The sequence below is a fragment of the Streptomyces luteogriseus genome (genome assembly GCF_014205055.1).
Lineage (GTDB): Bacteria > Actinomycetota > Actinomycetes > Streptomycetales > Streptomycetaceae > Streptomyces > Streptomyces luteogriseus.
Window position 1 is genome coordinate 1,027,783 of sequence record NZ_JACHMS010000001.1, and the last position, 21,244, is coordinate 1,049,026.

Sequence of the window (21,244 nt, forward strand, 5' to 3'; positions counted from 1 at the left end):
GCCTCACTCCCGGTTCCCGGAGACCGTCTCACGCATGGCGCGCAGAGATTCCTTGAGCGATCCCATGGTGGCGAGGACGGCGGTGGGCTCGTAGCCGCAGTGCGCCATGCAGTTGGCGCAGCGCGGGTCCTTGCCGCGGCCGTACTTGTCCCAGTCGGTGTCCTCGACCAGCTCCCGGTACGTCGGCACGTATCCGTCGCTCATCAGGTAGCAGGGGCGCTGCCAGCCGAAGAGCGAGTAGTTCGGGATCGCCCACGCCGTGCACGGGAAGTCGACCTTGCCCTCCAGGAAGTCCAGGAAGAGCGGGGAGTGGTTGAGCCGCCAGCGCCGCCGGTTGCCGCCGGAGAAGGCCTTCTTGAACAGCTCGCGGGTCTGCTCCACGCCGAGGAAGTGCTCCTGGTCGGGGGCCTTCTCGTAGGCGTAGGCGGGCGAGATCATCATCTCGTCGACCTGGAGGTCGTCGTTGAGGAAGTTCAGCACCTCGATGATGGTCTGGGGGGTGTCGGTGTTGAAGAAGGTCGAGTTGGTGGTGACCCGGAAGCCGCGCCGCTTGGCCTCCTTGATCGCCTCCACGGCCTCGTCGAACACGCCCTCCTTGGCGACCGACTCGTCGTGCCGCTCGCGCAGGCCATCGATGTGCACCGCGAAGGCGAAGTAGGGCGACGGCGTGAACTTGTCCATCTTCTTGCGCAGCAGCATCGCGTTGGTGCAGAGGAAGACGTACTTGCGCTTGGCCACCAGCTGGCGGACGATCTCGTCGATCTGCGGGTGCATCAGGGGCTCGCCGCCGGCGATGGACACCATCGGGGCGCCGGACTCCACGACCGCCCCCACGGCCTGGGCGACCGGCATCCGCTGCTTGAGCACCCCGGCCGGATGCTGGATCTTGCCGCACCCCTCGCACTTGAGGTTGCAGGCGAACAGCGGCTCCAGCTCGACGATCAGCGGGAACTTGTCCCGTCGGCGGATCTTCTGTTCAGCCAAGTACGTAGCGACCTTGATGGACTGTCGGAGCGGCATGGCCATCTGGCTCACCTCCTGGGGAGCAGCAAGGAACGGTGCCATTCGAAGAAAGCGGGAAGTACGGAACGAAGAACACGGAAAGCTGATATTCCACCGCGCACCGTGCCGATCCGGACGAGTTCATGTTCAGGAGCGTCCACGACCACCCGGACGGCCGCAACCGGGCGCTCGCCCGCCCGTACGGCGCTCAGGAGCGTGACGGCGGACTCCATGTCGACCGCGATCGCGCCGGTCGCGCGCAGAGCGGACCGTTCCGAGCCCCGCACGACGTGGTCGGAGCAGGTCAGCGGCCCGGTGTGCACCGTGCGCCCGGGCAGCGCCCGGGCCAGCTCCTTGACCAGCAGCTCGGTCCCCACGCAGGGGGTCGTGCCGCGCGGGTCGCGGGTCTCCTCGGCGACGACGAGATCACCGGGGTGCATGCCCGGCGCGAGGCCGGCGCAGAAGCCGGTGGCCAGGACGGCGGCGTCACACAGGGCCGGGTCGGCCAGCATGCGGGTGACGGCCCGCTCGGCGGCGGCCGGACCCATGCCCGTCCGCAGCACCGTGACCGGCCCGCCGGCCCCGCTCCGGCCGCCCGCGCGCAGGGCGAACTGCTCGATGCCGAGCGCGCAGGCGATCAGCAGCGGGGCCGGGGCGGGCTGTGCGCTCATCTGCTCCCCTTGGCCTCGGTGAGCGGACTGCCGGTCCCGCTCCCCCGGAGCTGCTCGGTTTTCCCGGCCACCCGGCGCTCCTCGGCGCTCCCGGTTCCCCGCGGCATGTCGGTGAAGGGTTCGCCGTGCAGGTAGCGGCCGAGCGCGGTGAGCGGGAACACCTGCCGGTAGAGGTGGTAGTTGATCGAGAAGTCCCACGGGAAGCCCGTCCCCGTGAAGTACGGCTCGTCCCAGGAGCCGTCCGCCCGCTGGGTCGCGGCGAGCCACTCGATGCCGCGTTCGACGGCCTTGGAGTCCCGCTCCCCCGCCGCGAGCAGGGCCATCAGCGCCCACGCCGTCTGCGAGGCGGTCGAGGCGCCGCGGCCGCTCCATTCCCTGACGTGCTGGTAGGAGCGCAGGTCCTCGCCCCAGCCGCCGTCGTCGTTCTGGACCGACTCCAGCCAGGCCACGGCCCGCCGGATCGCCGGGTGCGCGGCGGGGATGCCGGCGGCGGTCAGGGCGGGCACGACGGACCCGGTGCCGTAGATGTAGTTGACGCCCCAGCGCCCGAACCACGAGCCGTCCGGCTCCTGCTCGGCCAGCAGCCACTCGATGCCGCGGCGGGTGCGCGGGTCGTGGGCGAGTCCCTCCACGGCGAGCATCTCGACGACGTGCGCGGTGACGTCGGCGGAGGGCGGGTCGATGACCTCGCCGAAGTCGCAGAACGGCAGCCGGTTGGGGAAGGGGCTGGTGTTGTCCACGTCGAAGGCGGCCCAGGCGCCGTTTTTCGACTGCATGCCGAGCGTCCAGCGCATGCCGCGCGCGGCGGCCCGGTCGAGCCGCTCCGGGTCGGGGTGGGCGATCCGGCGCAGCGCGAGGATCACCTCGGCGGTGTCGTCGATGTCGGGGTAGTTGTCGTTGTGGAACTCGAACGCCCAGCCCCCGGGCGGCAGTCCGGGCCGCTTCACGGACCAGTCGCCGGGCCGGACGATCTCCTCGCCCAGCATCCAGTCGGCCGCCTTCACCAACTGCGGGTGATCGGCGGGCAGTCCGGCGTCGGCGAGGGCGATAGCGGCCAGGCAGGTGTCCCACACCGGCGACTGGCAGGCCTCGATCATCCGGGCCCCGTCCTCGCGCCACACGGCGAACCGGTCCAGGGACGCCAGCCCCTCACGCATCACGGGGTGTTCGAGGTCGTAGCCGAGCAGGTGCAGGGCGATGATCGAGTACACGGCGGGGGGCTGGATGCCGCCCCAGCAGCCGTCGTTCTCCTGCCGCTCGATGATCCAGCGGGCGGCGCTGTTCATGGCCGCTCTGCGCAGTCTGCGCGGGGCGACCTTCCGCAGGGCGTGCAGGCCCTTGTCCATCCGCTGGAACGCGCCGTCCCAACTGAACGGCCGAGCCAGAGGCTTCGGCGGGTTGGGAAGGTCCGGGTCGGTGTGCAGCTCGTCGAGCGGGAAGGGCGCGGGGCGTACCGGCCGCTTCGCGGAGACGATCGTCAGCGGGACGATGGTCTGCCGCGCCCAGCAGCCGAAGTCGTAGATGTTGAGCGGCACCCACTTCGGGAAGAAGACGAGCTCCGGCGGGAGTTCGGGCAGGTCCTCCCACTTCCACCAGCCGAACAGGGCCAGCCAGATCCGGGTGAAGACCCGGGCGGCGGCGATGCCGCCCTGCGCGCGGATCCATGCGGAGGCCTTGGCCATGTGCGGGGCGTCGGGGGCGTCACCGGCCAGGCGGAGGGCCACGTACGCCTCGATCGTGGCGGACAGTTCGCTCGGTCCGCCGTAGAACGTGGCCCAGGTGCCGTCCTCGCCCTGCTCACCGCGGATGAAGAGGGCGGCTGCCTGTGTGGTCTTCTCGTCGCGGATACCGAGGAACTGACGGAGCAGCAGATCCTCGGCGTCCATCGTGACGTTGGTCTCGAGGTCGCCCTTCCACCAGCCCTCGGCGTCCTGGAGGGAGAGCAGGAAGTCGGTGGCACGCCGGGCGGCGTGTGCGGCGGCTTCCGGTACCCCGGCCGCCCCGGGGGTGTGCGTGTCGGTGTCGCTGGCCGCGGCGGCGCGGGGTGGCAGGGCCCCGGTGCTTCCGTCGGTCGTCGCTGTCATGGCTTCCCCTTCGTGCAGTGGTGCAAGGTGTGCAGCTGCTGTGGGTCCGCCGTCGGCCGGTGCTCCGTGATGACTCACGGCACCGGCCGGCGACTACGCGAGGGTTATTCGGCCGATAGTGATCATCTCTTTCGTACGACGACGAAGTCCGCGAGGGCCGTGAACTGTGCCCGCACCCGTTCGGGCATGTCGACGGCGTCGAGGGCTTCGATGGCGATGGTGTGCTGGCGGCGTGCCTCGTCGGCGGTCCATTCGCGACCGCCGGCCTCCTCGATGAGGGCGGCGCGGGCCGCGAACTCCTCCTCGGAGAAGTTCTCGACGTCGCTGCTCTTGGCATCGGCGGCAAGGATCTCGCCGAGCCGCTCGGAGGCCGGGCCGCCCGCCGCGAGGGCGGCCACGACCGGCAGGGACTTCTTGCGCTGGCGCAGGTCGCTCCAGGTCTGCTTGCCGGTGGAGACCGGGTCGCCCCAGATGCCGAGCAGGTCGTCGACGGCCTGGAAGGCGAGGCCCAGGTGGTAGCCGTACTTCTCGAGGGTGTCGGCGGTGCGGTCGTCGGCGCCGCCGAGGACCGCACCGATGGAGCTGGCGCAGGCGAGCAGGGCGCCGGTCTTGTTGCCCTCCATCTCCAGGCATTCCTCGACGCTGACGCGGTCGCGGTGTTCGTAGGAGATGTCCTGGGCCTGGCCGTCGATCAGGGCGCGGGTGGCGGTGGTCAGGCGGCGGGTGGCGCGGCCCGCCTCGACGGTGCCGAGTTCGAGGAGCACCTCGTTGGCGAGGGCGAACAGGGCGTCGCCGACCAGGATGGCCTGGGCGGGTCCGTGCACCTTCCAGACCGTGTCGCGGTGACGGCGCTGCTCGTCGCCGTCCATGAGGTCGTCGTGGAGGAGGGAGAAGTTGTGGACGAGCTCCACGGCGACGGCGCCGGGGATGCCGGTCTCGGGGACAGCCGACATGACCTCGGCGGACAGCACCGCGAGGGCGGGGCGCACAGCCTTGCCGCCGTCACCCTCCGCGGGCCTGCCCTGGGCGTCGATCCAGCCGAAGTGGTAGGCGGCAACAGTGTCCATGGGAGGTGCCAGGCGGTCGACGGCCGCCCGCAGTACCGGTGTGGCCAGGGTCCGGCCGCGCTCCAGCAGCGCGGTCACGTCCACCGCCTCGGCAGTCTTCGAGGCCGGGGGCACAGTGGGCACAGTCTCTCCTCTTGTCGCGGTACCGGGGGTGCGGGGGCCGCCTGCCGCGCCGGCCTGGGCCGGCATCATGCCGCCTCCTCGAAGTCGAAGAGGGCGTGCGGACGGGGCCGGCCCAGGGCGCCCAGCACGGCGTCCGCCGCGCTCACACCACTGCGGACCGCACTCTCCATGGTCGCGGGCCACCCGGTGGCGGTCCACGCTCCGGCCAGGTAGAGGCCGGATGCCTTGGTGCGGGCGCCGGGCCTGAGGCGCCCGACGCCGGGGGCGGGAGCGAACGTCGCGGTGCGCTCCCGGGTGACGAAGAAGTCCCTCACCGCGGCGCCGCGGGTCAGCGGCAGCAGCCGTTCCAGCTCGGGCAGGTACCGTTCGCGCAGCACGGCCACGGGCTCGTCGATCTCGTCCTGGGCGACCGACTGCGACAGAGCGAGGTACTGGCCCTCGCGCAGCCCGGACGCGTCGGTCCGGTCGAAGACCCACTGCACGGGGCTGCCCAGGGCGGCGAAGAACGGCCGGCCCAGGACCGTGCGGTCGTACACCACATGGACGTTGAGGATCGGCGCGGTGCCGATCTCCAGGAGCCGCTCGGGCGCGTCGAGGGCGCCCGCCGGCAGCAGGTCGTGCGCCTCGCGCTGCGGTACGGCGAGGACCACCGCGTCGGCCTCCAGCGTCTCGCCGGGGACCTGGACGGTCCACTGTCCGGCCGCGGCCGCTGAAACGGAGGTGACGCGGGTGCGGACCTCGGTGCGGACGCCCGCGGAGTCGAGGGCCTTGCGGGCCAGCCCGTCGTGCAGGTCGCCCAGCGGGACCCGCGCCCAGCCGATGTCCGCCGCGCCCGGGTCGGACAGCAGACCGGTCTTGAAGACCATCGCGGCGAGTGCCAGGGAGGCGTCGGAGGCGACCGCGTTGAGGGTGGCGATCCCGACCAGGTCCCACAGGGCCTCGACGGCGCGTGCCGACTGGCCGTGCGCGGCCAGCCAGCTTCCGAAGTCCTGGGTGTCCAGCGCCGGGTCGGCGAGGTCGAGTCCCTTGAGCGCGAGCGCGGCCCGGCCCACTCTGGCGCGGTCGGCGAGCGACAGGTGCGGGTAGGAGGCGAGGCTGCGCCCCAGGTGCAGCGGGACGGGCAGGGCGTCCCTGCGCAGCCGGCCGAGGCGCCGCCCCTCGGGCCGGGCGAGGTCCAGGACGGGTACGTCGAGCCGGTCCTGCAGCGGGGCCAGCGCCGCGCCCTCGATGCGGTCGAGGAACCAGCGGTAGGCGGTGCAGCAGCGCAGGTAGACGTGCTGGCCGTTGTCGACGGTGAGGTCGCCGCGCCGGAAGGAGAAGGCCAGACCACCCAGGCGCGGCCTGCCCTCCAGCAGGGTGACGCGCACCCCGGCGTCGGCGAGCGCGAGCGCGGTGGTGACACCGGCGAGCCCGCCGCCGACCACGACGACGTGCCGCGACGGTGCCGTCGGCCCCCCGGGCCGTGTGCCGTGGCTCATCGCGCGCCCTCCCCCATGGCCGGAGCGTGCCGCTCGAACGGTGCACGACCGGCCGTCTCCGTCAGGGACGCGGCCCCGCGCCGGAGGGTTGCCCGCCGGTTGTCTCCGACGGCTCGGCCGAGAGGCGCGTCGCACCCGCGCCCGGCCTCCCGGGCCGCACCACCGACGGCTGACTCTGCGCTGTTCACGCACGCCTCCTGACGGTCCGCCGGGTCACGTGCCGGGCGTCGAGACCGGACAGGCCGCGCACGGCGACGTAGGCCTTCTCCCGTCCGGGCAGGGAGACCCGGCCGCGCAGCACGGCCTCCGGGTCGCGCTCGATACGGTCGAGGAGGCGTCGGTAGATGCCGGCCATGGCGGCGACACAGGCGCCGCTGCGCCGGTCGAGCATGGGGAGCAGGCGGTAGCCCTCGGCGAACAGAGCGCGGGCCCGTCGCACTTCGAAGTGCACGAGGCCCGCGAAGTCGGAGCCCTCCGGCGGCCGCGGCCCGCTGAAGCCGGTCGAGCAGCCGAACTTGGCGAGATCGTCGGCGGGGAGATAGGTCCGCCCGTCCACGGCGTCCTCGCGGACGTCTCTGAGGATGTTGGTGAGCTGGAGCGCGAGCCCGAGCGTGTCGGCGTACTCCGGGGCGCGGTCCGCGCCGCGCGCCCCCGGTTCCGTGCCGAACACGCCGAGCGAGAGACGCCCGATGGCGCCCGCCACGCAACGGCAGTAGACCTTCAGGTCGTCCCAGGTCTCGTAGGTCTCCCCGCGGACGTCCATGAGGACGCCGTCGATGAGCTCGTCCAGACCGCCGAGCGGGATCGGGAAGTGCCCGGCCGCGTGCGCGAGGGCGACGGCGACCGGGTCGGTGTCGTCCTCGTCGACCTCGTCCTCGCGGATCCGGGTGAGCAGCGTCCGGGTCTCCTCCAGCCGGGCCGTCTTGACGTCGTGGGCGAGCGCGCCGTCCCCGATGTCGTCGACCCGCCGCGAGAACGCGTACAGCGCCGACATCGCGCGGCGCTGGGGCGTCGGCAGCAGCCGGATGCCGTAGGCGAAGTTGCGGGCCTGCCGTCCGGTGACGGCCTCGCAGTAGCTGTAGGCGGCGAGTACCGGTGGGGACGCGTGTGGTTCCGACTCCACGGTCCGGATCACCCCTCTCCTCGCAGAGTCACGCCCACCTCACGCAGCAGCCGGAGCTTGCCGGGCTTGGGCGGGCCGGGAAGTACGTCGTATTCGGCGGCGGCGATCGCGTGGACCGCCGCCCTTCCCCCCGCCACGAACCCCGCGAGCAGCAGTTTCAGCCTGCCGTGGACGCTACCCACCAGGGGGGCGCCTTCATTCAGGAGGTCCCGGGCCCTTTGCGCTTCGTACGCAATCAGCGCACGGACCGACGCACCGGCGGATTTCGTGGCGAGATCAGCTTCCTGGACGTGGAAGCGTTTCATGTCGGTCGCGGGCAGGTAGACGCGGTCGCGGCCGAGGTCCTCGGCGACGTCCTGGAGGTGCTCGACGATCTGGAGGGCCGTGCAGATCATGTCGGAACGGCGGATCCGCTCGGGCGTCGAGGTTCCGGTGACGGCGAGGACGAGGCGGCCGACGGGGTTGGCGGAGAGCTCGCAGTAGGCGAGCAGGTCGTCGTAGGTCTCGTAGCGGCTGACCAGCTGGTCCTGGCGGTTGGCGGCGATGAGGCCGAGGAACGGCTCGGGGGTCAGCGAGCGACGGCGCACGGTCGGCTGGAGGCGGCGCAGCAGGGGGTGGCGGGGGGTCGCGTCGAAGACGCGGCGCAGGTCGGCCTCGAAGGCGTCCAGCAGGACCAGCCGGTCCTCCGCCTCCCGCGGGGACACACCGAGCAGGCGGGCGTCGGCGCCGCCGGGGGCCAGATCGCCGTCGCCGATGTCGTCGACCAGACGGGCGAAGCCGTAGACGGCCATGAGGTCGGTGCGCCAGGCCCGGGGCAGGAAGAAGGGGGCCACCGGGAAGTTCTCGCCGGCGGCCTTGTCGAGCGTGCCGCGCTCCGGATCGAGGGCGCGCGCCGTGCCGGTTCCCGTCACCGCCGGCTGCCCGGCGCGGGGACGGCACGTGCTGCGTGGAGCTGGGGAGTTTCCGTAGCCATCGCCGTCACATCTCCCGTTCTACACTGCCGACCCAATACACACTATTTCGGACACGCCGCCCGGCCGTCCGCACGGTGGCCCGACGGGCGGTGTCGCGCAGTATCGCCCTGATTGCCGTGTTTCGGGACCGGTACAGCTTACGTTGTACAACGCGACATGGTTCGCCAGGGTGTCCCGCGCATCACGAGAACACACCGATTGGCCCCAAGATTCCCGAGATGGGCCGGAGTTGACGTTTCCTTTGCAGACGCCGGGCCCCGCCGGAACAGTTCCGTCGGGGCCCTGTCCGAATCCGGGCTACTTGCCCGTGAACTTCTCGTACTCCTTGAGCACCTCGTCGGTGGGGCCGTCCATGCGCAGCTCGCCGCGCTCCAGCCACAGGACGCGGTCGCAGGTGTCGCGGATGGACTTGTTGTTGTGGCTGACCAGGAACACCGTGCCGGCTTCCTTGCGCAGCTCCCGGATGCGGTCCTCGGAGCGCTTCTGGAACTTGCGGTCGCCCGTCGCCAGCGCCTCGTCGATCATCAGGACGTCGTGGTCCTTGGCCGCGGCGATGGAGAAGCGGAGCCGGGCCGCCATGCCGGAGGAATACGTGCGCATGGGCAGGGTGATGAAGTCGCCCTTCTCGTTGATGCCGGAGAAGTCGACGATCTCCTGGTAGCGCTCCTTGATCTCCTCGCGGGACATGCCCATGGCGAGCCCGCCCAATATGACGTTCCGTTCGCCGGTGAGATCGTTCATCAGGGCCGCGTTGACACCGAGCAGCGACGGCTGGCCGTCGGTGTAGACCTTGCCCTGCTCGGCGGGCAACAGGCCGGCGATGGCGCGCAGCAGGGTCGACTTGCCGGAGCCGTTGGAGCCGATCAGGCCGATGGCCTCACCGCGGTACGCCACGAAGGAGACGCCGCGCACGGCGTGCACCTTGCGCACGCCGCGCTCCTCACCGCGCTTGATGATGCGGCTGAGGGCGGCGGTTGCGCTGCCCTTGCCGGTCTTGGCGCCGTTGACGCGGTAGACGATGTGGAGGTCGTCCGCGACGACGGTGGGGATGCGTGCGTCCTGCTGCTGCTCAGCCACGGCCGTACCTCTCCTCCGCCTTCCAGAAGTACACGAAGCCGCCCACGGCGAACAGCACGGCCCAGCCGCCCGCGGCCGCCCAGACGTGGTCGGGCATGTACGTCGAGTCGTACTCGTCGATGAGCGCGAAGCGCATCAGGTCCATGTAGATCGCGGCGGGGTTCCACTGCAGGACGTTCGCGATCCACTGGGGCTTGCCCTCCAGGAAGATCGGGATGGAGAACATCACCCCGGACGCGTACATCCACGTCCGCATCACGAAGGGCATCAGCTGGGCGAGGTCGGGGGTCTTGGCGCCCGCCCGGGCCATGATCAGCGCGAGGCCGGTGTTGAAGCAGAACTGCAGGACCAGCACCGGCACGATCAGCAGCCAGGACAGATCCGGGTAGTGGCCGAAGCCGACCGCGACGGCGAACAGCACGATCATCGAGAACAGCAGCTGCTGGAGCTGCTGCAGCGCGAAGGAGATCGGCAGCGAGGCACGCGGGAAGTGCAGGGCGCGGACCAGGCCGAGGTTGCCGGAGATCGCGCGCACGCCCGCCATCACCGAGCTCTGCGTGAAGGTGAACACGAACACGCCCGTGACCAGGAACGGGATGTACACCTCGCGGGGCAGGCCGCGGTCCGCCTCCAGGAGCAGGCCGAAGATGAAGAAGTACACGGCCGCGTTGAGCAGCGGCGTGGCCACCTGCCACAGCTGGCCGAGCTTGGCCTGGCTGTACTGGGCGGTCAGCTTCGCCCGGGAGAAGGCGAGGATGAAATGCCGCCGGTCCCAGAGCTGACGGACGTACTCGATGAGGGTCGGCCGGGCGCCGCTCACGGTGAGCCCGTGCTTGGCGGCGAGTTCACTCGCCGTGAGGCCCTCGTCGGGCGCCGCGGGCGCGCTCACCGCGACCGTGGCGTCGTGCGTTGTCTCACTCACTAGTGGAAACTTTCGTCTTCGAGATGCTCGGCCTGTGCCGGGTCCGGCATGAGCCGGGGCCAGGGTACGGCCCGGGGACTCCCGGGTTTTCCCGGATACGAGCTTGTCAGATGACGGGGGGCCGGCCCAGCCGGGTCAGCCGCCACACCGTACGCCACTTCATGGGCCGGCGGGGGCCGCACGAGGTGGCCCAGCCCTCACGGAATCCGCCGAACCAGGCCCGCAGCGCACTGCGGGAGGGACGGCGCAGGAGAGTGAGCAGCAGCCACACGCCGAGGTAGACGGGGACGAGCGGGGCGGGGAGGTTGCGGCGGGCCAGCCAGACCCGGTTGCGGGCGACCATGCGGTGGTAGACCGCGTGCCGTGAGGGCGCGGTCGTCGGGTGGTAGAGCACCATGTCGGACCGGTAGTCGATCATCCAGCCCGCGTCGAGGGCCCGCCAGGCCAGGTCGGTTTCCTCGTGGGCGTAGAAGAACTCGTCCGGGAGCCCGCCGACGTCGGCGAAGACGCGGGTGCGGACGGCGTTGGCGCCGCCGAGGAAGGTGGTCACACGCGAGGAGCGCATGGGGTCGGCGGCGCGCAGCCGGGGGACGTGGCGGCGCTGGGTGACGCCGGTCTCCGGGTCGGCTATGCGAAAGCTCACGATGCCGAGCTTCGGGTCGGCCTCGAACGCCTTGCGGCACAGCTCGGCGGTGTCGTGGCTCGCGAGCAGTCCGTCGTCGTCCAGGAAGAGCAGGACGTCGACGTCCCGGCCGGCGGGGCCGAACGCCTCGATGCCGACGTTGCGGCCACCCGGGATGCCGAGGTTCTCGGGCAGCTCGATCGTGCGGACGCCCTCGGGGACGTCCGGGACGGGCGAGCCGTTGCCGACGACGACCACTTCGACCCGGTCGCCGTCCTGCTTGGCGACGGAGTCGAGCAGGGCGCGCAGCTCCTCGGGCCGGTTGCCCATGGTGATGATGACGGCGCCGACCTTCATGCCGCTCACTTCAGCCTGCTCGAGGCGAGGATGGACACGAGGTGCAGCAGGGTCTGCACCAGCGCGATGCCGGCGAGCACGGCGACGCCGAGCCGGGAGAAGAACAGGTCGCCGCGGACCTGGTCGACGATCGCCAGCGCGAGGATCAGCAGGGACGCCTCGATGCCGAGGATGAGGCGGTGGAAGTTCAGGGCGGCGGCGGCCTTGCGGGCCAGCGCCATGCCGGAGGAGCGCATCTCGGCGGCGGCCTCCTTGACCGGGGGCTTGCCGGCCTGGTGCCGGGCGACGCCGACGAGGTCGGTCTCCGCCTTGATCAGGATGGCGCCGAGGGCGGCCAGGGTGCCGAGGAAGGCCCACAGCCAGTCGATGCGCCCGCTGCCCCACACGTCGGCGGCGCGCAGGCCGAAGCCGGTGAGGACCGCCGCGTCGGTGAGGTAGGCGCCGACCCGGTCCAGGTAGACGCCGTTGAGGGAGTACTGCTTCTTCCAGCGCGCGATCTCGCCGTCGACGCAGTCCAGCAGCAGGTACATCTGGACGCACACCACGCCGAGGACGGCGCCCGCGATCCCCGGCACGAGCAGTGCCGGGGCCGCGAGCACACCGAAGACGGTCATCAGGTAGGTGAGCTGGTTGGGCGTCACCCTGGTGTTGACCAGGTAACGGTCGACCCGCAGGGACACCTCACGCATGTAGAGGCGTCCCATCCAGTGCTCACCGCTGCGCCGGTCCTTCACCCCCGGGGGGTGAACGACGGGGCGGAGTTCAGCTACCGATGGCCTTGACATAGTCGGCGTAGATGTCCTTGATCTGTTCGGTGTTCAGGTCGAGGTGTTCGAGGATGGTGTAGCGGCCGGGGCGGGTCTCCGGGGCGAACTCGACGGCCTTGACGAACTCGTCCGTCGTGAAGCCGATCTCGTCCGGCAGCACGGGCAGGCCGTGCCGGCGCAGCACCTCGGCCATGTACGCGGACTCCTCGTGCGCACCGCGCAGCCACATCGCGAAGGCCGCGCCGAGACCGCACTGCTCGCCGTGGGAGGCGGCGCGCTTGGGGAAGAGCAGGTCGAAGGCGTGGTTGATCTCGTGGCACGACCCGGAGGCCGGCCGCGAGTCGCCCGAGATCGACATGGCGACGCCGGTGAGGACGAGCGCCTCGGCGAGCACCTGGAGGAAGCCGTTGTCGCCGACCCCGGCCGGGTGCCGGAGCACCGCCTCGCCCGCCTGGCGGGCCATGGCGGCGGCGAGTCCGTCGATCTTCTCGCCCTTGACGCGGTTGGCCAGTTCCCAGTCGGCGATCGCGTTGATGTTGGAGATCGCGTCACCGATGCCCGCGCGCACGAAACGCACCGGGGCCTCACGGATGACGTCCAGGTCGATGACGACCGCGATCGGGTTCGGCACACCGTAGGAGCCGCGGCCCGCGTCGTTGTCGAGGGTGGCGACCGGCGAGCACAGACCGTCGTGCGCGAGGTTCGTCGGCACGGCGACCAGGGGCAGGCCGACCCGTGCCGCGGCGAACTTGGCGCAGTCGATGATCTTGCCGCCGCCGAGGCCGACGACCGCGTCGAAGTGGCCGGCCTTTATGTCGCCCGCCAGCCGGACCGCGTCGTCGAGGGTGCCGCCGCCGACCTCGTACCAGGTGGCGCCGGGCATGCTCGGCGAGATGCGCTCGCGCAGCCTGGCGCCCGAGCCGCCGCTGACGGCGACGGCGAGACGGCCGGAGTGCGAGATGCGCTCGTCGGCGAGGACGCACGCGAGGTCGTCGAGGGCACCCGGGCGGATGTCGACGACGAGCGGCGAGGGGATGAGCCGGGTCAGTACTGGCACGCGATCTCCCGTCCACGGGCGAGATCGTCGTGGTTGTCGATCTCCACCCACTTGACGTCGCCGATCGGCGCCACGTCGATGCGGAAGCCGCGGTTGACCAGCTCCTGGTAGCCGTGCTCGTAGAACTGCTGCGGGTCGGTCTCCCAGACGGCCTTGAGGGCGTCGGCCAGCTCGGGGGCGGCGTCGCCCTCGATCAGCGTGACGCCGATGTACTCGCCGGTGGCCTCGGCGGGGTCCATCAGCTTGGTGATCTTCGTCATGCCCTTCTCGGGGTCGACGACGACCTTCATCTCCTCGTCGGCGAGCTGCTTGACCGTGTCGAGGGCGAGGATGATCTTCTTGCCGTCGCCGCGGGCGGCGAGCAGCGTCTTCTCGACGGAGACCGGGTGGACGGTGTCGCCGTTGGCGAGGATCACGCCGTCCTTGAGCGCGTCACGGCCGCACCACAGGGAGTAGGCGTTGTTCCACTCCTCGGCCTTGTCGTTGTCGATGAGGGTGAGCTTGAGGCCGTACTTCTGCTCCAGGGCCTCCTTGCGCGCGTACACGGCCTCCTTGCGGTAGCCGACGATGATCGCGACCTCGGTGAGACCGATCTCGGCGAAATTGCCGAGGGTCAGGTCGAGGACCGTGGGCTCGCCTTCTATGCCCGCGGGGCCCACCGGCACCAGTGCCTTGGGGAGGCTGTCGGTGTAGGGGCGCAGACGCCGGCCGGCGCCGGCCGCAAGCACGAGGCCGATCATGCGGTTTCTCCTTCATCGTGTACGGCGGGTGCGCCGCCCTGGTGGGCGCCGACCCAGAAGCGGATGCTCTCGACGAGCACCACGAGAGCCACGGCCACGGCCAGTGCCGTGAGCGCGACCTTGAACTGCGAGGCGGTGAGCAGCGCGGCGAGGACGGTGACGAGCAGCGTCCGTCCTTCGTGCCCTCCGATGGAGCGCACCAGCCAGGCCGGGGGCGCTCCGGCGTCGCCGCGGATGCGGTAGACGGTGTCGTAGTGATGGTAGGCGACCGCGGCCACCAGCCCGAAGGCGGCGGGAAGGGCCCCGTTCACGTCCGCCTCGGCCGCCAGGACCAGGACGGTGCCGTACTCTGCGGCGCGCAGGAACGGGGGGACCAGCCAGTCGAGGGCGCCCTTGAGCGGGCGGGCGACGGCGAGGCCCGAGGTCAGGGCGTAGCCGAGGGCCGCGACGACCGGCCAGGGGCCCCCGAAGTCCGTCAGCGCCGCGGTGAGGACGACGGCGAGACCGCCGAGCAGGGCCACGGCGGGGGCGGTGAAGCCCGGCAGCCCGCGGGCGGGCTTCCTGAGCGCCCCCGCGAGGCCCTGCGCGAGCGGGCCGCTGTCGGCGAGGTCGGCCAGGGCGCCGGCCGCCCGGTCGGTCCGCCTGGCCTTGCGGGTCAGGGAGCGCAGCACCCGGCCGGCCGTGGTGTACGTCGCGGCGAAGGCGCAGCCGATGAGCAGCGCGTAGAAGGTGATGCGGGGGGTGGTGACCGCCGTGAGCACGGCGATCATCGCCCAGCGCTCGCCGATGGGCAGGACGATCATCCGCCGCACCCAGACCGTCCAGCCGACGCTGTCGAGCTTGTCGGAGAGGGCGGCGGTGGGGCTGGTGTTGGCGGTGGCGTCGTGGTTGGCCTCGTTGAAGGAGAAGTCCACGACGTGCCGGCTGGTCTGCAGGACCATGGCGCCGAGCGCCAGGGCCCATACGTCGTCGCCGCCCCGCGCGGCTCCGAGCGCGAGGCCCGCGTAGTAGGCGTACTCCTTGGCCCGGTCGAAGGTGGCGTCCAGCCAGGCACCGAGCGTGGAGTACTGCAGGGAGTAGCGGGCGAGCTGGCCGTCGGTGCAGTCCAGCACGAAGGACGCGATCAGCAGGACGCCGGCCGCGACGAAACCGCCGCGGGTTCCGGTGGCCGCGCAGGCCGCCGCTATGAGGGCGGTGATCAGCGAGGCGGTGGTGACCTGGTTGGGGGTCAGGCCGCGGCGGGCGCACCAGCGGGCGATGTAGCGGGAGTAAGGGCTGATGCAGTAGGTGGTGAAGAACCCGTCGCGGGCCTTCACCGCCGACTTCAGGCGTACGGCCTCGTCGTCGACGTCCGCCACCGCCTGGCGTGCCTCGTTGCGGGCCTGCGGGTCGGCGGGGACGGCGGCGACGAGGCTGCCCAGCTCGGGGTGGTGCACGCCGGTGCCGTCGGCGTCGAGGGCGGTGAGGATGCGGTCGGCGAGGCTGTCGACCAGGGTGGTGCCGCCGCCGGCGGAGTTCTCGCGGGCCATCGCCCGGGTCAGGGCCTGGCGCCCGGCGGGCTGGGCCGTGACGGCCCCGGGGATCCCGGCGAGCGGGAAGCGGGGGTCGGTGAGGCCGAGGCGCAGCGCGTGCACGTGCCCCACGAAGCGGGCGTCGACCAGGGCGACCCGTTCGTCGCCCGGCACCTCGGCGAGGAGGGTCTCTGCCTCGGCGGCGTCGGCCGCGGTCCGGAGGTCGAACCCGAGGGATCGCAGGTCGGCCTCGATCGACGATCCGGGGACCGGCTGGCCGGTGAGGATGGCGGTCGACAACCGAATTCACTCCCTGGGTACCGACGTGTCCGCGCCGGTGATGTGCATGGTGGGGGCGCCTTCTCCGGTGGCTCCCGGGCGGCATGTCGGCAGAGGCTATCGGATGCCGGGAGGGCCACGTTCACCGCCCGTTCGGCGGCTGGATCGACGTGGTTCGCACAAGCCCCTGCCGCGATCATCATCGTGGATCCGGGGGCCGCCCCACAAACCGTGCCCCTCCTATGCGGACAACGGGGACATTGCGCAGGCGGCCACCGCGTCCGCATAGGGTGGGCGACCATGACATGGCTGATCACCGGCGGTGCCGGCTATATCGGAGCACACGTGGCCAGGGCCATGACCGAGGCCGGGGAGCGCGTCCTCGCCCTGGACGACCTCTCGGCCGGGGTGCCCGCGCGGCTCCCGGCGGAGGTCCCGCTCGTGCGGGGTTCCTCCCTGGACGGGGAGCTGCTGGGGCGGATCTTCGCCGAGCACGGCGTGACGGGTGTGGTGCACCTCGCGGCGCGCAAGCAGGTCGCCGAGTCCGTCGCTCAGCCGACGCGCTACTACCGGGAGAACGTCGGCGGTCTGGTGACCCTGCTGGACGCGGTCGCCGGGGCCGGGATCGAGCGCTTCGTGTTCTCCTCGTCGGCGGCCGTCTACGGCGACCCGGGTGTGGACCTCATCACGGAGGACACGCCCTGCGCGCCGGTGAACCCCTATGGCGAGACCAAGCTCGCCGGGGAGTGGCTGGTGCGGGCGGCGGGAAAGGCGCACGGGATCTCCACCGTATGTCTGCGCTATTTCAACGTGGCGGGCGCCGCCGCGCCGGAGCTCGCGGACACCGGTGTCTTCAACATCGTCCCGATGGTCTTCGACCGGCTGACGCGTGACGAGGCGCCCCGGATCTTCGGCGACGACTACCCGACCCCGGACGGCACCTGTATCCGTGACTACATTCACGTCGCCGACCTGGCCGAGGCCCATCTGGCGGCGGCCCGGCGGCTGGCCGACGGCGGCATCACGGGTGACCTGACGGTCAACATCGGCCGCGGCGAGGGCGTCTCGGTCCGCGAGCTCATCACGGTCGTCGGCGAGGTCACGGGCGACCGCCGCCCTCCGCTCGTCGAGGACCGCCGTCCCGGAGACGCCCCGCGTGCGGTCGCGTCGGCCGCCCGGGCTGCCGGGGAGCTCGGCTGGACCGCCCGGCGCGGGGTGCGCGAGATGACCGAGTCGGCCTGGCGCGGCTGGCTGCTGCACCACGGCTCCCGACCCCTGGAAGCGCCCTGACCTGCATATCGTTTCCGCAGGTCAGGGCACATGACAACGGTGTTCAGTGCCGCGTTGCACATACCCCCTCCCCGTAGTTCACTGGGGTGCCCGAGCACGATCGGGCGAACACAGGGAGGCTGACTTCTCATGGGGGCTGGGCACGATCACGGGCACGCGCACGGCGCGGCCGGCGGTACGGCGACCTCGGCGTACCGCGGCAGGCTGCGGGCCGCGCTGGCGATCACGCTCGGCATCGTGGTCGTGCAGATCGTCGGTGGCGCCCTGGCCGACTCGCTCGCGCTCGTCGCGGACTCGGCCCACATGGCGACGGACGCCCTGGGACTGGGCATGGCGCTGCTCGCGATCCACTTCGCGAACCGTCCGCCCAGCGAGCGGGCCACCTTCGGTTACGCCCGGGCGGAGATCCTCGCCGCCCTGGCCAACTGTCTGCTGCTGCTCGGGGCCGGCGGGTACGTCGTGTACGAGTCGGTCCAGCGCTTCATCACGCCCGCGGAGACCGAGGGCCGGCTGGCTCTGCTGTTCGGTGTGATCGGCCTGGTCGCGAATCTGGTGTCGCTGTCGCTGCTGATGCGCGGGCAGAAGGAGAGCCTGAACGTGCGCGGCGCGTTCCTGGAGGTCGCGGCGGACGCCCTCGGTTCGGTCACGGTGATCGTCTCGTCCGTGGTGATCATGCTCACGGGCTGGCAGCCCGCCGACCCGATCGCCTCGCTCGTGATCGCACTGATGATCGCGCCCCGCACGTGGAAGCTGCTGCGCGAGACGCTGTCGGTGCTGCTGGAGGCCGCTCCCCAGGGCGTCGACATGGCGGAGGTGCGCTCGCACATCCTGGCGACGGACGGCGTGGAGGACGTCCACGACCTGCACGCCTGGACGATCACTTCCGGCATGCCGGTGCTGTCGGCGCACGTGGTCGTCAGCTCGGAGGCCCTGAACGCGATAGGCCACGAGAAGATGCTCCACGAGCTCCAGGGCTGCCTCGGCGACCACTTCGACGTGGAGCACTGCACTTTCCAGCTGGAACCGGTCGGGCACGCGCAGCACGAGGCGCGGCTCTGTCACTGACACGGCGGCTTCCGGGAGGTGCGGGGCAGGCGGGGCGCACACCTCTGAGAGTGCGCCGGGGAACGCAACCCTCCGCCGTACGCCCGCGTCCTGAGCCCCACAGCTCCGGTGGGGACGATTTTCCGCCTGCCTGGCCGGGCACGATCAGCTACCGGGTCCCTTTCCCGGCGTCGGACCGGTGCCGACCGCGGTCCGCGTCACCGCGCGGGACATGCGGGCGTGCCGCGAAGTGCCGGGAGTGCCGGATTCGTACGGCAGACTTGGGGCGCGAAGACCGATGTGAAGGATGGGTATGCCGATCACACCTGCCACCGCGACGCACAACCCGTCGAACGGCACCGCAGACGCGATTTTGCTGGAACTGGTCGACGAGGACGGCGTGACGATCGGCACCGCGGAGAAGCTCGCCGCCCACCAGCCGCCCGGACAGCTGCACCGCGCGTTCTCCGTGTTCCTCTTCGACGAATACGGCCGGCTGCTGCTCCAGCAGCGCGCGCTGGGCAAGTACCACTCCCCCGGTGTGTGGTCCAACACCTGCTGCGGCCACCCCTACCCCGGCGAGGCGCCCTTCGCGGCGGCGGCACGGCGCACGTTCGAGGAACTCGGCGCCTCCCCGTCCCTGCTGGCCGAGGCGGGCACGGTCCGCTACAACCACCCGGACCCGGAGTCCGGTCTGGTGGAGCAGGAGTACAACCACCTCTTCGTCGGCATGGTGCAGGCCGTGGTGCGGCCGGACCCGGAGGAGGTGGCGTCGACGGTGTTCGTGACCCCGCCGGAGCTGGCGGAGCGGCACGCCAAGGACACCTTCTCGGCCTGGTTCATGACCGTCCTGGACGCGGCCCGGCCGGCGATCCGGGAGCTGACGGGCCCGTCCGCCGGCTGGTGATCCCGGCCCCGGCGCGGCGGGGGCTCAGGCGAAGCGCGCGGGTTTGAGCGGCAGGGCGGCCCAGATCACCTTGCCGCCGCTCGCGGTGTACTCGACCTCGCAGAGGCCGCCCGCCTCCCGGGTGATCTCGCGCACCAGGAGCAGTCCGCGCCCGCCGGTCCGGCCGTGGTCGGTCTCCAGGGCGGTGGGCCGGTACGGATGGTTGTCCTCCACGGACACCCGGAGCCACTCGGCGCCGACGGCCAGCTCGACGGCGATCGTCGGCGACAGCACCGCCGCGTGCTTCACGGCGTTCGTCACCAGCTCCGAGACGATCAGCAGCAGTCCCTGGGCCAGGTCGTCCGAGACCGGCACTCCCTGACGCAGCAGCAGGTCCCGTACGGCGTGCCGCGCCTGGGGGACCGAGGACTCGACCGCCGGTGCGGTGAACCGCCAGACCCCTTCGTACGGCAGCGGATCCGCGGGCCCGGGTCCGAGGGGCGCCGCGCCGCCCTCTGGGCGCGCACCGAACCCACGCCCGTCGTCGTCCATCGTCCGGTCGCCACCCTCGCGCTCGATTGTCGCCACACCTCTGAGTGTTGGTAACGATGCGCCTCGCACCCCGGGACTGAACAGAAGTCAGCAAGTATCGAGCACTTCTGACCGTTGGCGTATGACACGGTCAGTTGTGGGACTGGTCCTGTCCCTGTTGTGCCGTCTCGGCGAACTATTCGGGTTGTACGGGTTTGGCATGCGGATAGCATCCGGCACATGGAGCCGCAGCTGGAGCACCGCGTGACCGACTCGGTCGCGACGGTCGTCATACGTCATCCCGAGAAGCGCAACGCCATGACGGCCGCGATGTGGCGCTCCGTGCCCACCCTGCTGGAGGAGTTCGCGGGGGATCCGGCGGTACGGGCGCTGGTGCTGACCGGCGAGGGCCGGACGTTCTGCGCCGGAGCCGACATCTCGACGCTGCGGGGCTCTCCGGAGGAGGCGCAGGGCCTGGCCGTGCGGGCCGAGGAGGCGCTGGCGGCGTTCCCGAAGCCGACACTGGCGGCGATCCGGGGTCACTGCGTGGGCGGCGGGGCGCAACTGGCGGCGGCCTGTGATCTGCGGTTCGCCGAGGAGGGGGCGTTGTTCGGTGTGACGCCCGCGAAGCTCGGCATCGTGTACCCGGCGTCCTCGACCCGGCGGCTGGTGTCCCTGGTGGGACCGGCCACCGCCAAGTACCTGTTGTTCTCGGCAGAGTTGATCGACGCCCAGCGGGCACTGCGCGCCGGGCTGGTGGACGAGGTGCTGCCCGAGGGCGAACTCGGCAAGCGGGTCGCAGAGTTCACCCGGGTGCTGGTGTCGCGTTCGCAGCTGACCCAGGCGGCGGCCAAGGAGTTCGCGGACGGTCGTACAGACCGGGACGCGCACTGGGCCGGGCAGGCACGCGCGAGCGGCGACACCGCGGAGGGTGTCGCCGCGTTCCTGGAGCGCCGGCAGCCGCGCTTCGGCTGGAGCGTGCCTACGTCAGGATGACGCCGGAGTGGGTGCGGACGAGTTCGACGAGGTGGGCGGGGGCCTTCTCGGGCGATCCGGCGTCGTAGGGCGGCTGCGGGTCGTACTCGGTGGCGAGCTGGACGATCTGCGCGTGGTCGTCGCCCGCGATCCGGCCGAGCAGGGTGAGTCCCATGTCGATGCCGGAGGAGACGCCGGCCGCGGTGACGTACTTGCCGTCGGTGACGACCCGCTCCCCCGTCGGTTCGGCGCCGTGGCGCTTCAGCTCCTCCAGGGCCAGCCAGTGGGAGGTCGCGCGGCGGCCTCGCAGGAGTCCGGCGGCGGCGAGCAGCAGGGAGCCGGTGCACACGGACGTCGTCCACGTGCTGGTGGCGTCGGCGCTGCGCAGCCAGGTGAGCAGGGGCCCGTCCGGCGCCAGCGGGAGCGGGCCGGGGCCGCCGGGCACCACGATGATGTCGGGGTGCGGTACGTCGGCCAGGGTCCGGTCGGCGATGAGCGCGAGGTTCCCGGAGTCGTTCCGTACGGGGCCGGCCTCCTCGGCGACGAAGACGGTCTCGGCGTCCGGGAGCCGGCCGAGCGTTTCGTAGGGGCCGATGGCGTCGAGGGCGGTGAAGCGGTCGTAGAGGGCGATGGCGATCTGCATGGTGTCCTTCCGTCGGCTGGT

The 21,244-nt window shown here is 71.6% G+C and carries 21 protein-coding genes; 4 read left to right on the forward strand and 17 right to left on the reverse strand.

Annotated features, from left to right (window positions below):
• Nucleotides 1–3: 3 nt before the first annotated feature.
• The 15 genes from hpnH to BJ965_RS04795 all read right to left on the reverse strand — a co-directional run bounded on the left by hpnH (nt 4) and on the right by BJ965_RS04795 (nt 15,875).
• On the reverse strand, nt 4–1,026 hold the full coding sequence (gene hpnH / locus BJ965_RS04730; RefSeq protein ID WP_184907499.1) for an adenosyl-hopene transferase HpnH: 1,023 nt from the start codon (nt 1,024–1,026) through the stop codon (nt 4–6).
• A gap of 5 nt (nt 1,027–1,031) precedes the next feature.
• Entirely contained in the window at nt 1,032–1,673 is a 642-nt protein-coding gene (locus tag BJ965_RS04735; RefSeq protein ID WP_184907500.1) for a phosphorylase family protein, read from the reverse strand.
• Nucleotides 1,670–3,757 carry a squalene--hopene cyclase gene (gene shc / locus BJ965_RS04740; RefSeq protein WP_184907501.1) on the reverse strand — a complete coding sequence of 696 codons (2,088 nt, stop codon included), beginning with the start codon at nt 3,755–3,757 and terminating at the stop codon, nt 1,670–1,672. Before shc ends, BJ965_RS04735 begins: the two co-directional genes overlap by 4 nt.
• A gap of 122 nt (nt 3,758–3,879) precedes the next feature.
• Nucleotides 3,880–4,947, reverse strand: a complete 1,068-nt coding sequence (locus BJ965_RS04745) for a polyprenyl synthetase family protein (RefSeq protein WP_184907502.1) — start codon at nt 4,945–4,947, stop codon at nt 3,880–3,882.
• A 65-nt stretch (nt 4,948–5,012) separates the two neighbouring features.
• Nucleotides 5,013–6,425, reverse strand: a complete 1,413-nt coding sequence (hpnE, locus tag BJ965_RS04750) for a hydroxysqualene dehydroxylase HpnE (protein WP_184907503.1) — start codon at nt 6,423–6,425, stop codon at nt 5,013–5,015.
• Nucleotides 6,422–6,613 carry a DUF6380 family protein gene (locus tag BJ965_RS40365; RefSeq protein WP_376777900.1) on the reverse strand — a complete coding sequence of 64 codons (192 nt, stop codon included), beginning with the start codon at nt 6,611–6,613 and terminating at the stop codon, nt 6,422–6,424. The genes hpnE and BJ965_RS40365 overlap by 4 nt, the downstream gene beginning before the upstream one ends.
• The gene (gene hpnD / locus BJ965_RS04755) at nt 6,610–7,560 is read right to left on the reverse strand and encodes a presqualene diphosphate synthase HpnD (protein WP_184907504.1); all 951 of its coding nucleotides are present in this window, start codon (nt 7,558–7,560) and stop codon (nt 6,610–6,612) included. Before hpnD ends, BJ965_RS40365 begins: the two co-directional genes overlap by 4 nt.
• Nucleotides 7,557–8,459, reverse strand: a complete 903-nt coding sequence (hpnC, locus tag BJ965_RS04760; protein ID WP_184907505.1) for a squalene synthase HpnC — start codon at nt 8,457–8,459, stop codon at nt 7,557–7,559. The genes hpnD and hpnC overlap by 4 nt, the downstream gene beginning before the upstream one ends.
• Before the next feature lie 360 nt (nt 8,460–8,819).
• Nucleotides 8,820–9,599, reverse strand: coding sequence for an ABC transporter ATP-binding protein (locus BJ965_RS04765; RefSeq protein WP_097222056.1), 780 nt, complete (start codon nt 9,597–9,599; stop codon nt 8,820–8,822).
• Nucleotides 9,592–10,521, reverse strand: a complete 930-nt coding sequence (locus BJ965_RS04770; protein WP_184907506.1) for an ABC transporter permease — start codon at nt 10,519–10,521, stop codon at nt 9,592–9,594. Before BJ965_RS04770 ends, BJ965_RS04765 begins: the two co-directional genes overlap by 8 nt.
• Before the next feature lie 106 nt (nt 10,522–10,627).
• The gene (locus BJ965_RS04775; protein WP_184916773.1) at nt 10,628–11,500 is read right to left on the reverse strand and encodes a glycosyltransferase family 2 protein; all 873 of its coding nucleotides are present in this window, start codon (nt 11,498–11,500) and stop codon (nt 10,628–10,630) included.
• A gap of 5 nt (nt 11,501–11,505) precedes the next feature.
• Nucleotides 11,506–12,285, reverse strand: a complete 780-nt coding sequence (locus BJ965_RS04780; protein ID WP_078885076.1) for a CDP-alcohol phosphatidyltransferase family protein — start codon at nt 12,283–12,285, stop codon at nt 11,506–11,508.
• Complete coding sequence (locus BJ965_RS04785; RefSeq protein ID WP_184907507.1) at nt 12,263–13,324, reverse strand: iron-containing alcohol dehydrogenase family protein; 1,062 nt, start codon at nt 13,322–13,324, stop codon at nt 12,263–12,265. The genes BJ965_RS04780 and BJ965_RS04785 overlap by 23 nt, the downstream gene beginning before the upstream one ends.
• Nucleotides 13,312–14,064: a phosphocholine cytidylyltransferase family protein gene (locus BJ965_RS04790; RefSeq protein ID WP_184907508.1), complete on the reverse strand. Its 753-nt coding sequence runs from the start codon at nt 14,062–14,064 to the stop codon at nt 13,312–13,314. The genes BJ965_RS04785 and BJ965_RS04790 overlap by 13 nt, the downstream gene beginning before the upstream one ends.
• Nucleotides 14,061–15,875: a DUF5941 domain-containing protein gene (locus BJ965_RS04795; RefSeq protein WP_184907509.1), complete on the reverse strand. Its 1,815-nt coding sequence runs from the start codon at nt 15,873–15,875 to the stop codon at nt 14,061–14,063. Before BJ965_RS04795 ends, BJ965_RS04790 begins: the two co-directional genes overlap by 4 nt.
• Before the next feature lie 279 nt (nt 15,876–16,154).
• Here BJ965_RS04795 and galE point away from each other — a divergent pair, with 279 nt between their 5' ends.
• The 3 genes from galE (at nt 16,155) to idi (ending at nt 19,095) form a co-directional block, all read left to right on the forward strand.
• A complete protein-coding gene (galE, locus tag BJ965_RS04800) occupies nt 16,155–17,144 on the forward strand; it encodes a UDP-glucose 4-epimerase GalE (protein ID WP_184907510.1) in 990 nt (329 codons plus the stop codon).
• Nucleotides 17,145–17,273: 129 nt separating this feature from the next.
• Entirely contained in the window at nt 17,274–18,209 is a 936-nt protein-coding gene (locus BJ965_RS04805; protein ID WP_184907511.1) for a cation diffusion facilitator family transporter, read from the forward strand.
• A 292-nt stretch (nt 18,210–18,501) separates the two neighbouring features.
• Complete coding sequence (idi, locus tag BJ965_RS04810) at nt 18,502–19,095, forward strand: isopentenyl-diphosphate Delta-isomerase (protein WP_142157065.1); 594 nt, start codon at nt 18,502–18,504, stop codon at nt 19,093–19,095.
• Between the two features lie 24 nt (nt 19,096–19,119).
• Here the strand turns inward: idi and BJ965_RS04815 are convergent, their stop codons facing one another.
• Nucleotides 19,120–19,626, reverse strand: coding sequence for an ATP-binding protein (locus tag BJ965_RS04815; protein WP_184916776.1), 507 nt, complete (start codon nt 19,624–19,626; stop codon nt 19,120–19,122).
• Between the two features lie 219 nt (nt 19,627–19,845).
• On the opposite strand from BJ965_RS04815, the gene BJ965_RS04820 reads away from it, so the two are divergent.
• Nucleotides 19,846–20,601, forward strand: coding sequence for an enoyl-CoA hydratase/isomerase family protein (locus BJ965_RS04820; protein ID WP_184907512.1), 756 nt, complete (start codon nt 19,846–19,848; stop codon nt 20,599–20,601).
• Here BJ965_RS04820 and BJ965_RS04825 read toward each other — a convergent pair.
• Entirely contained in the window at nt 20,588–21,223 is a 636-nt protein-coding gene (locus tag BJ965_RS04825; protein ID WP_184907513.1) for a DJ-1/PfpI family protein, read from the reverse strand. The two genes, BJ965_RS04820 and BJ965_RS04825, sit on opposite strands and share 14 nt — an antisense overlap.
• Between the last annotated feature and the right edge of the window lie 21 nt (nt 21,224–21,244).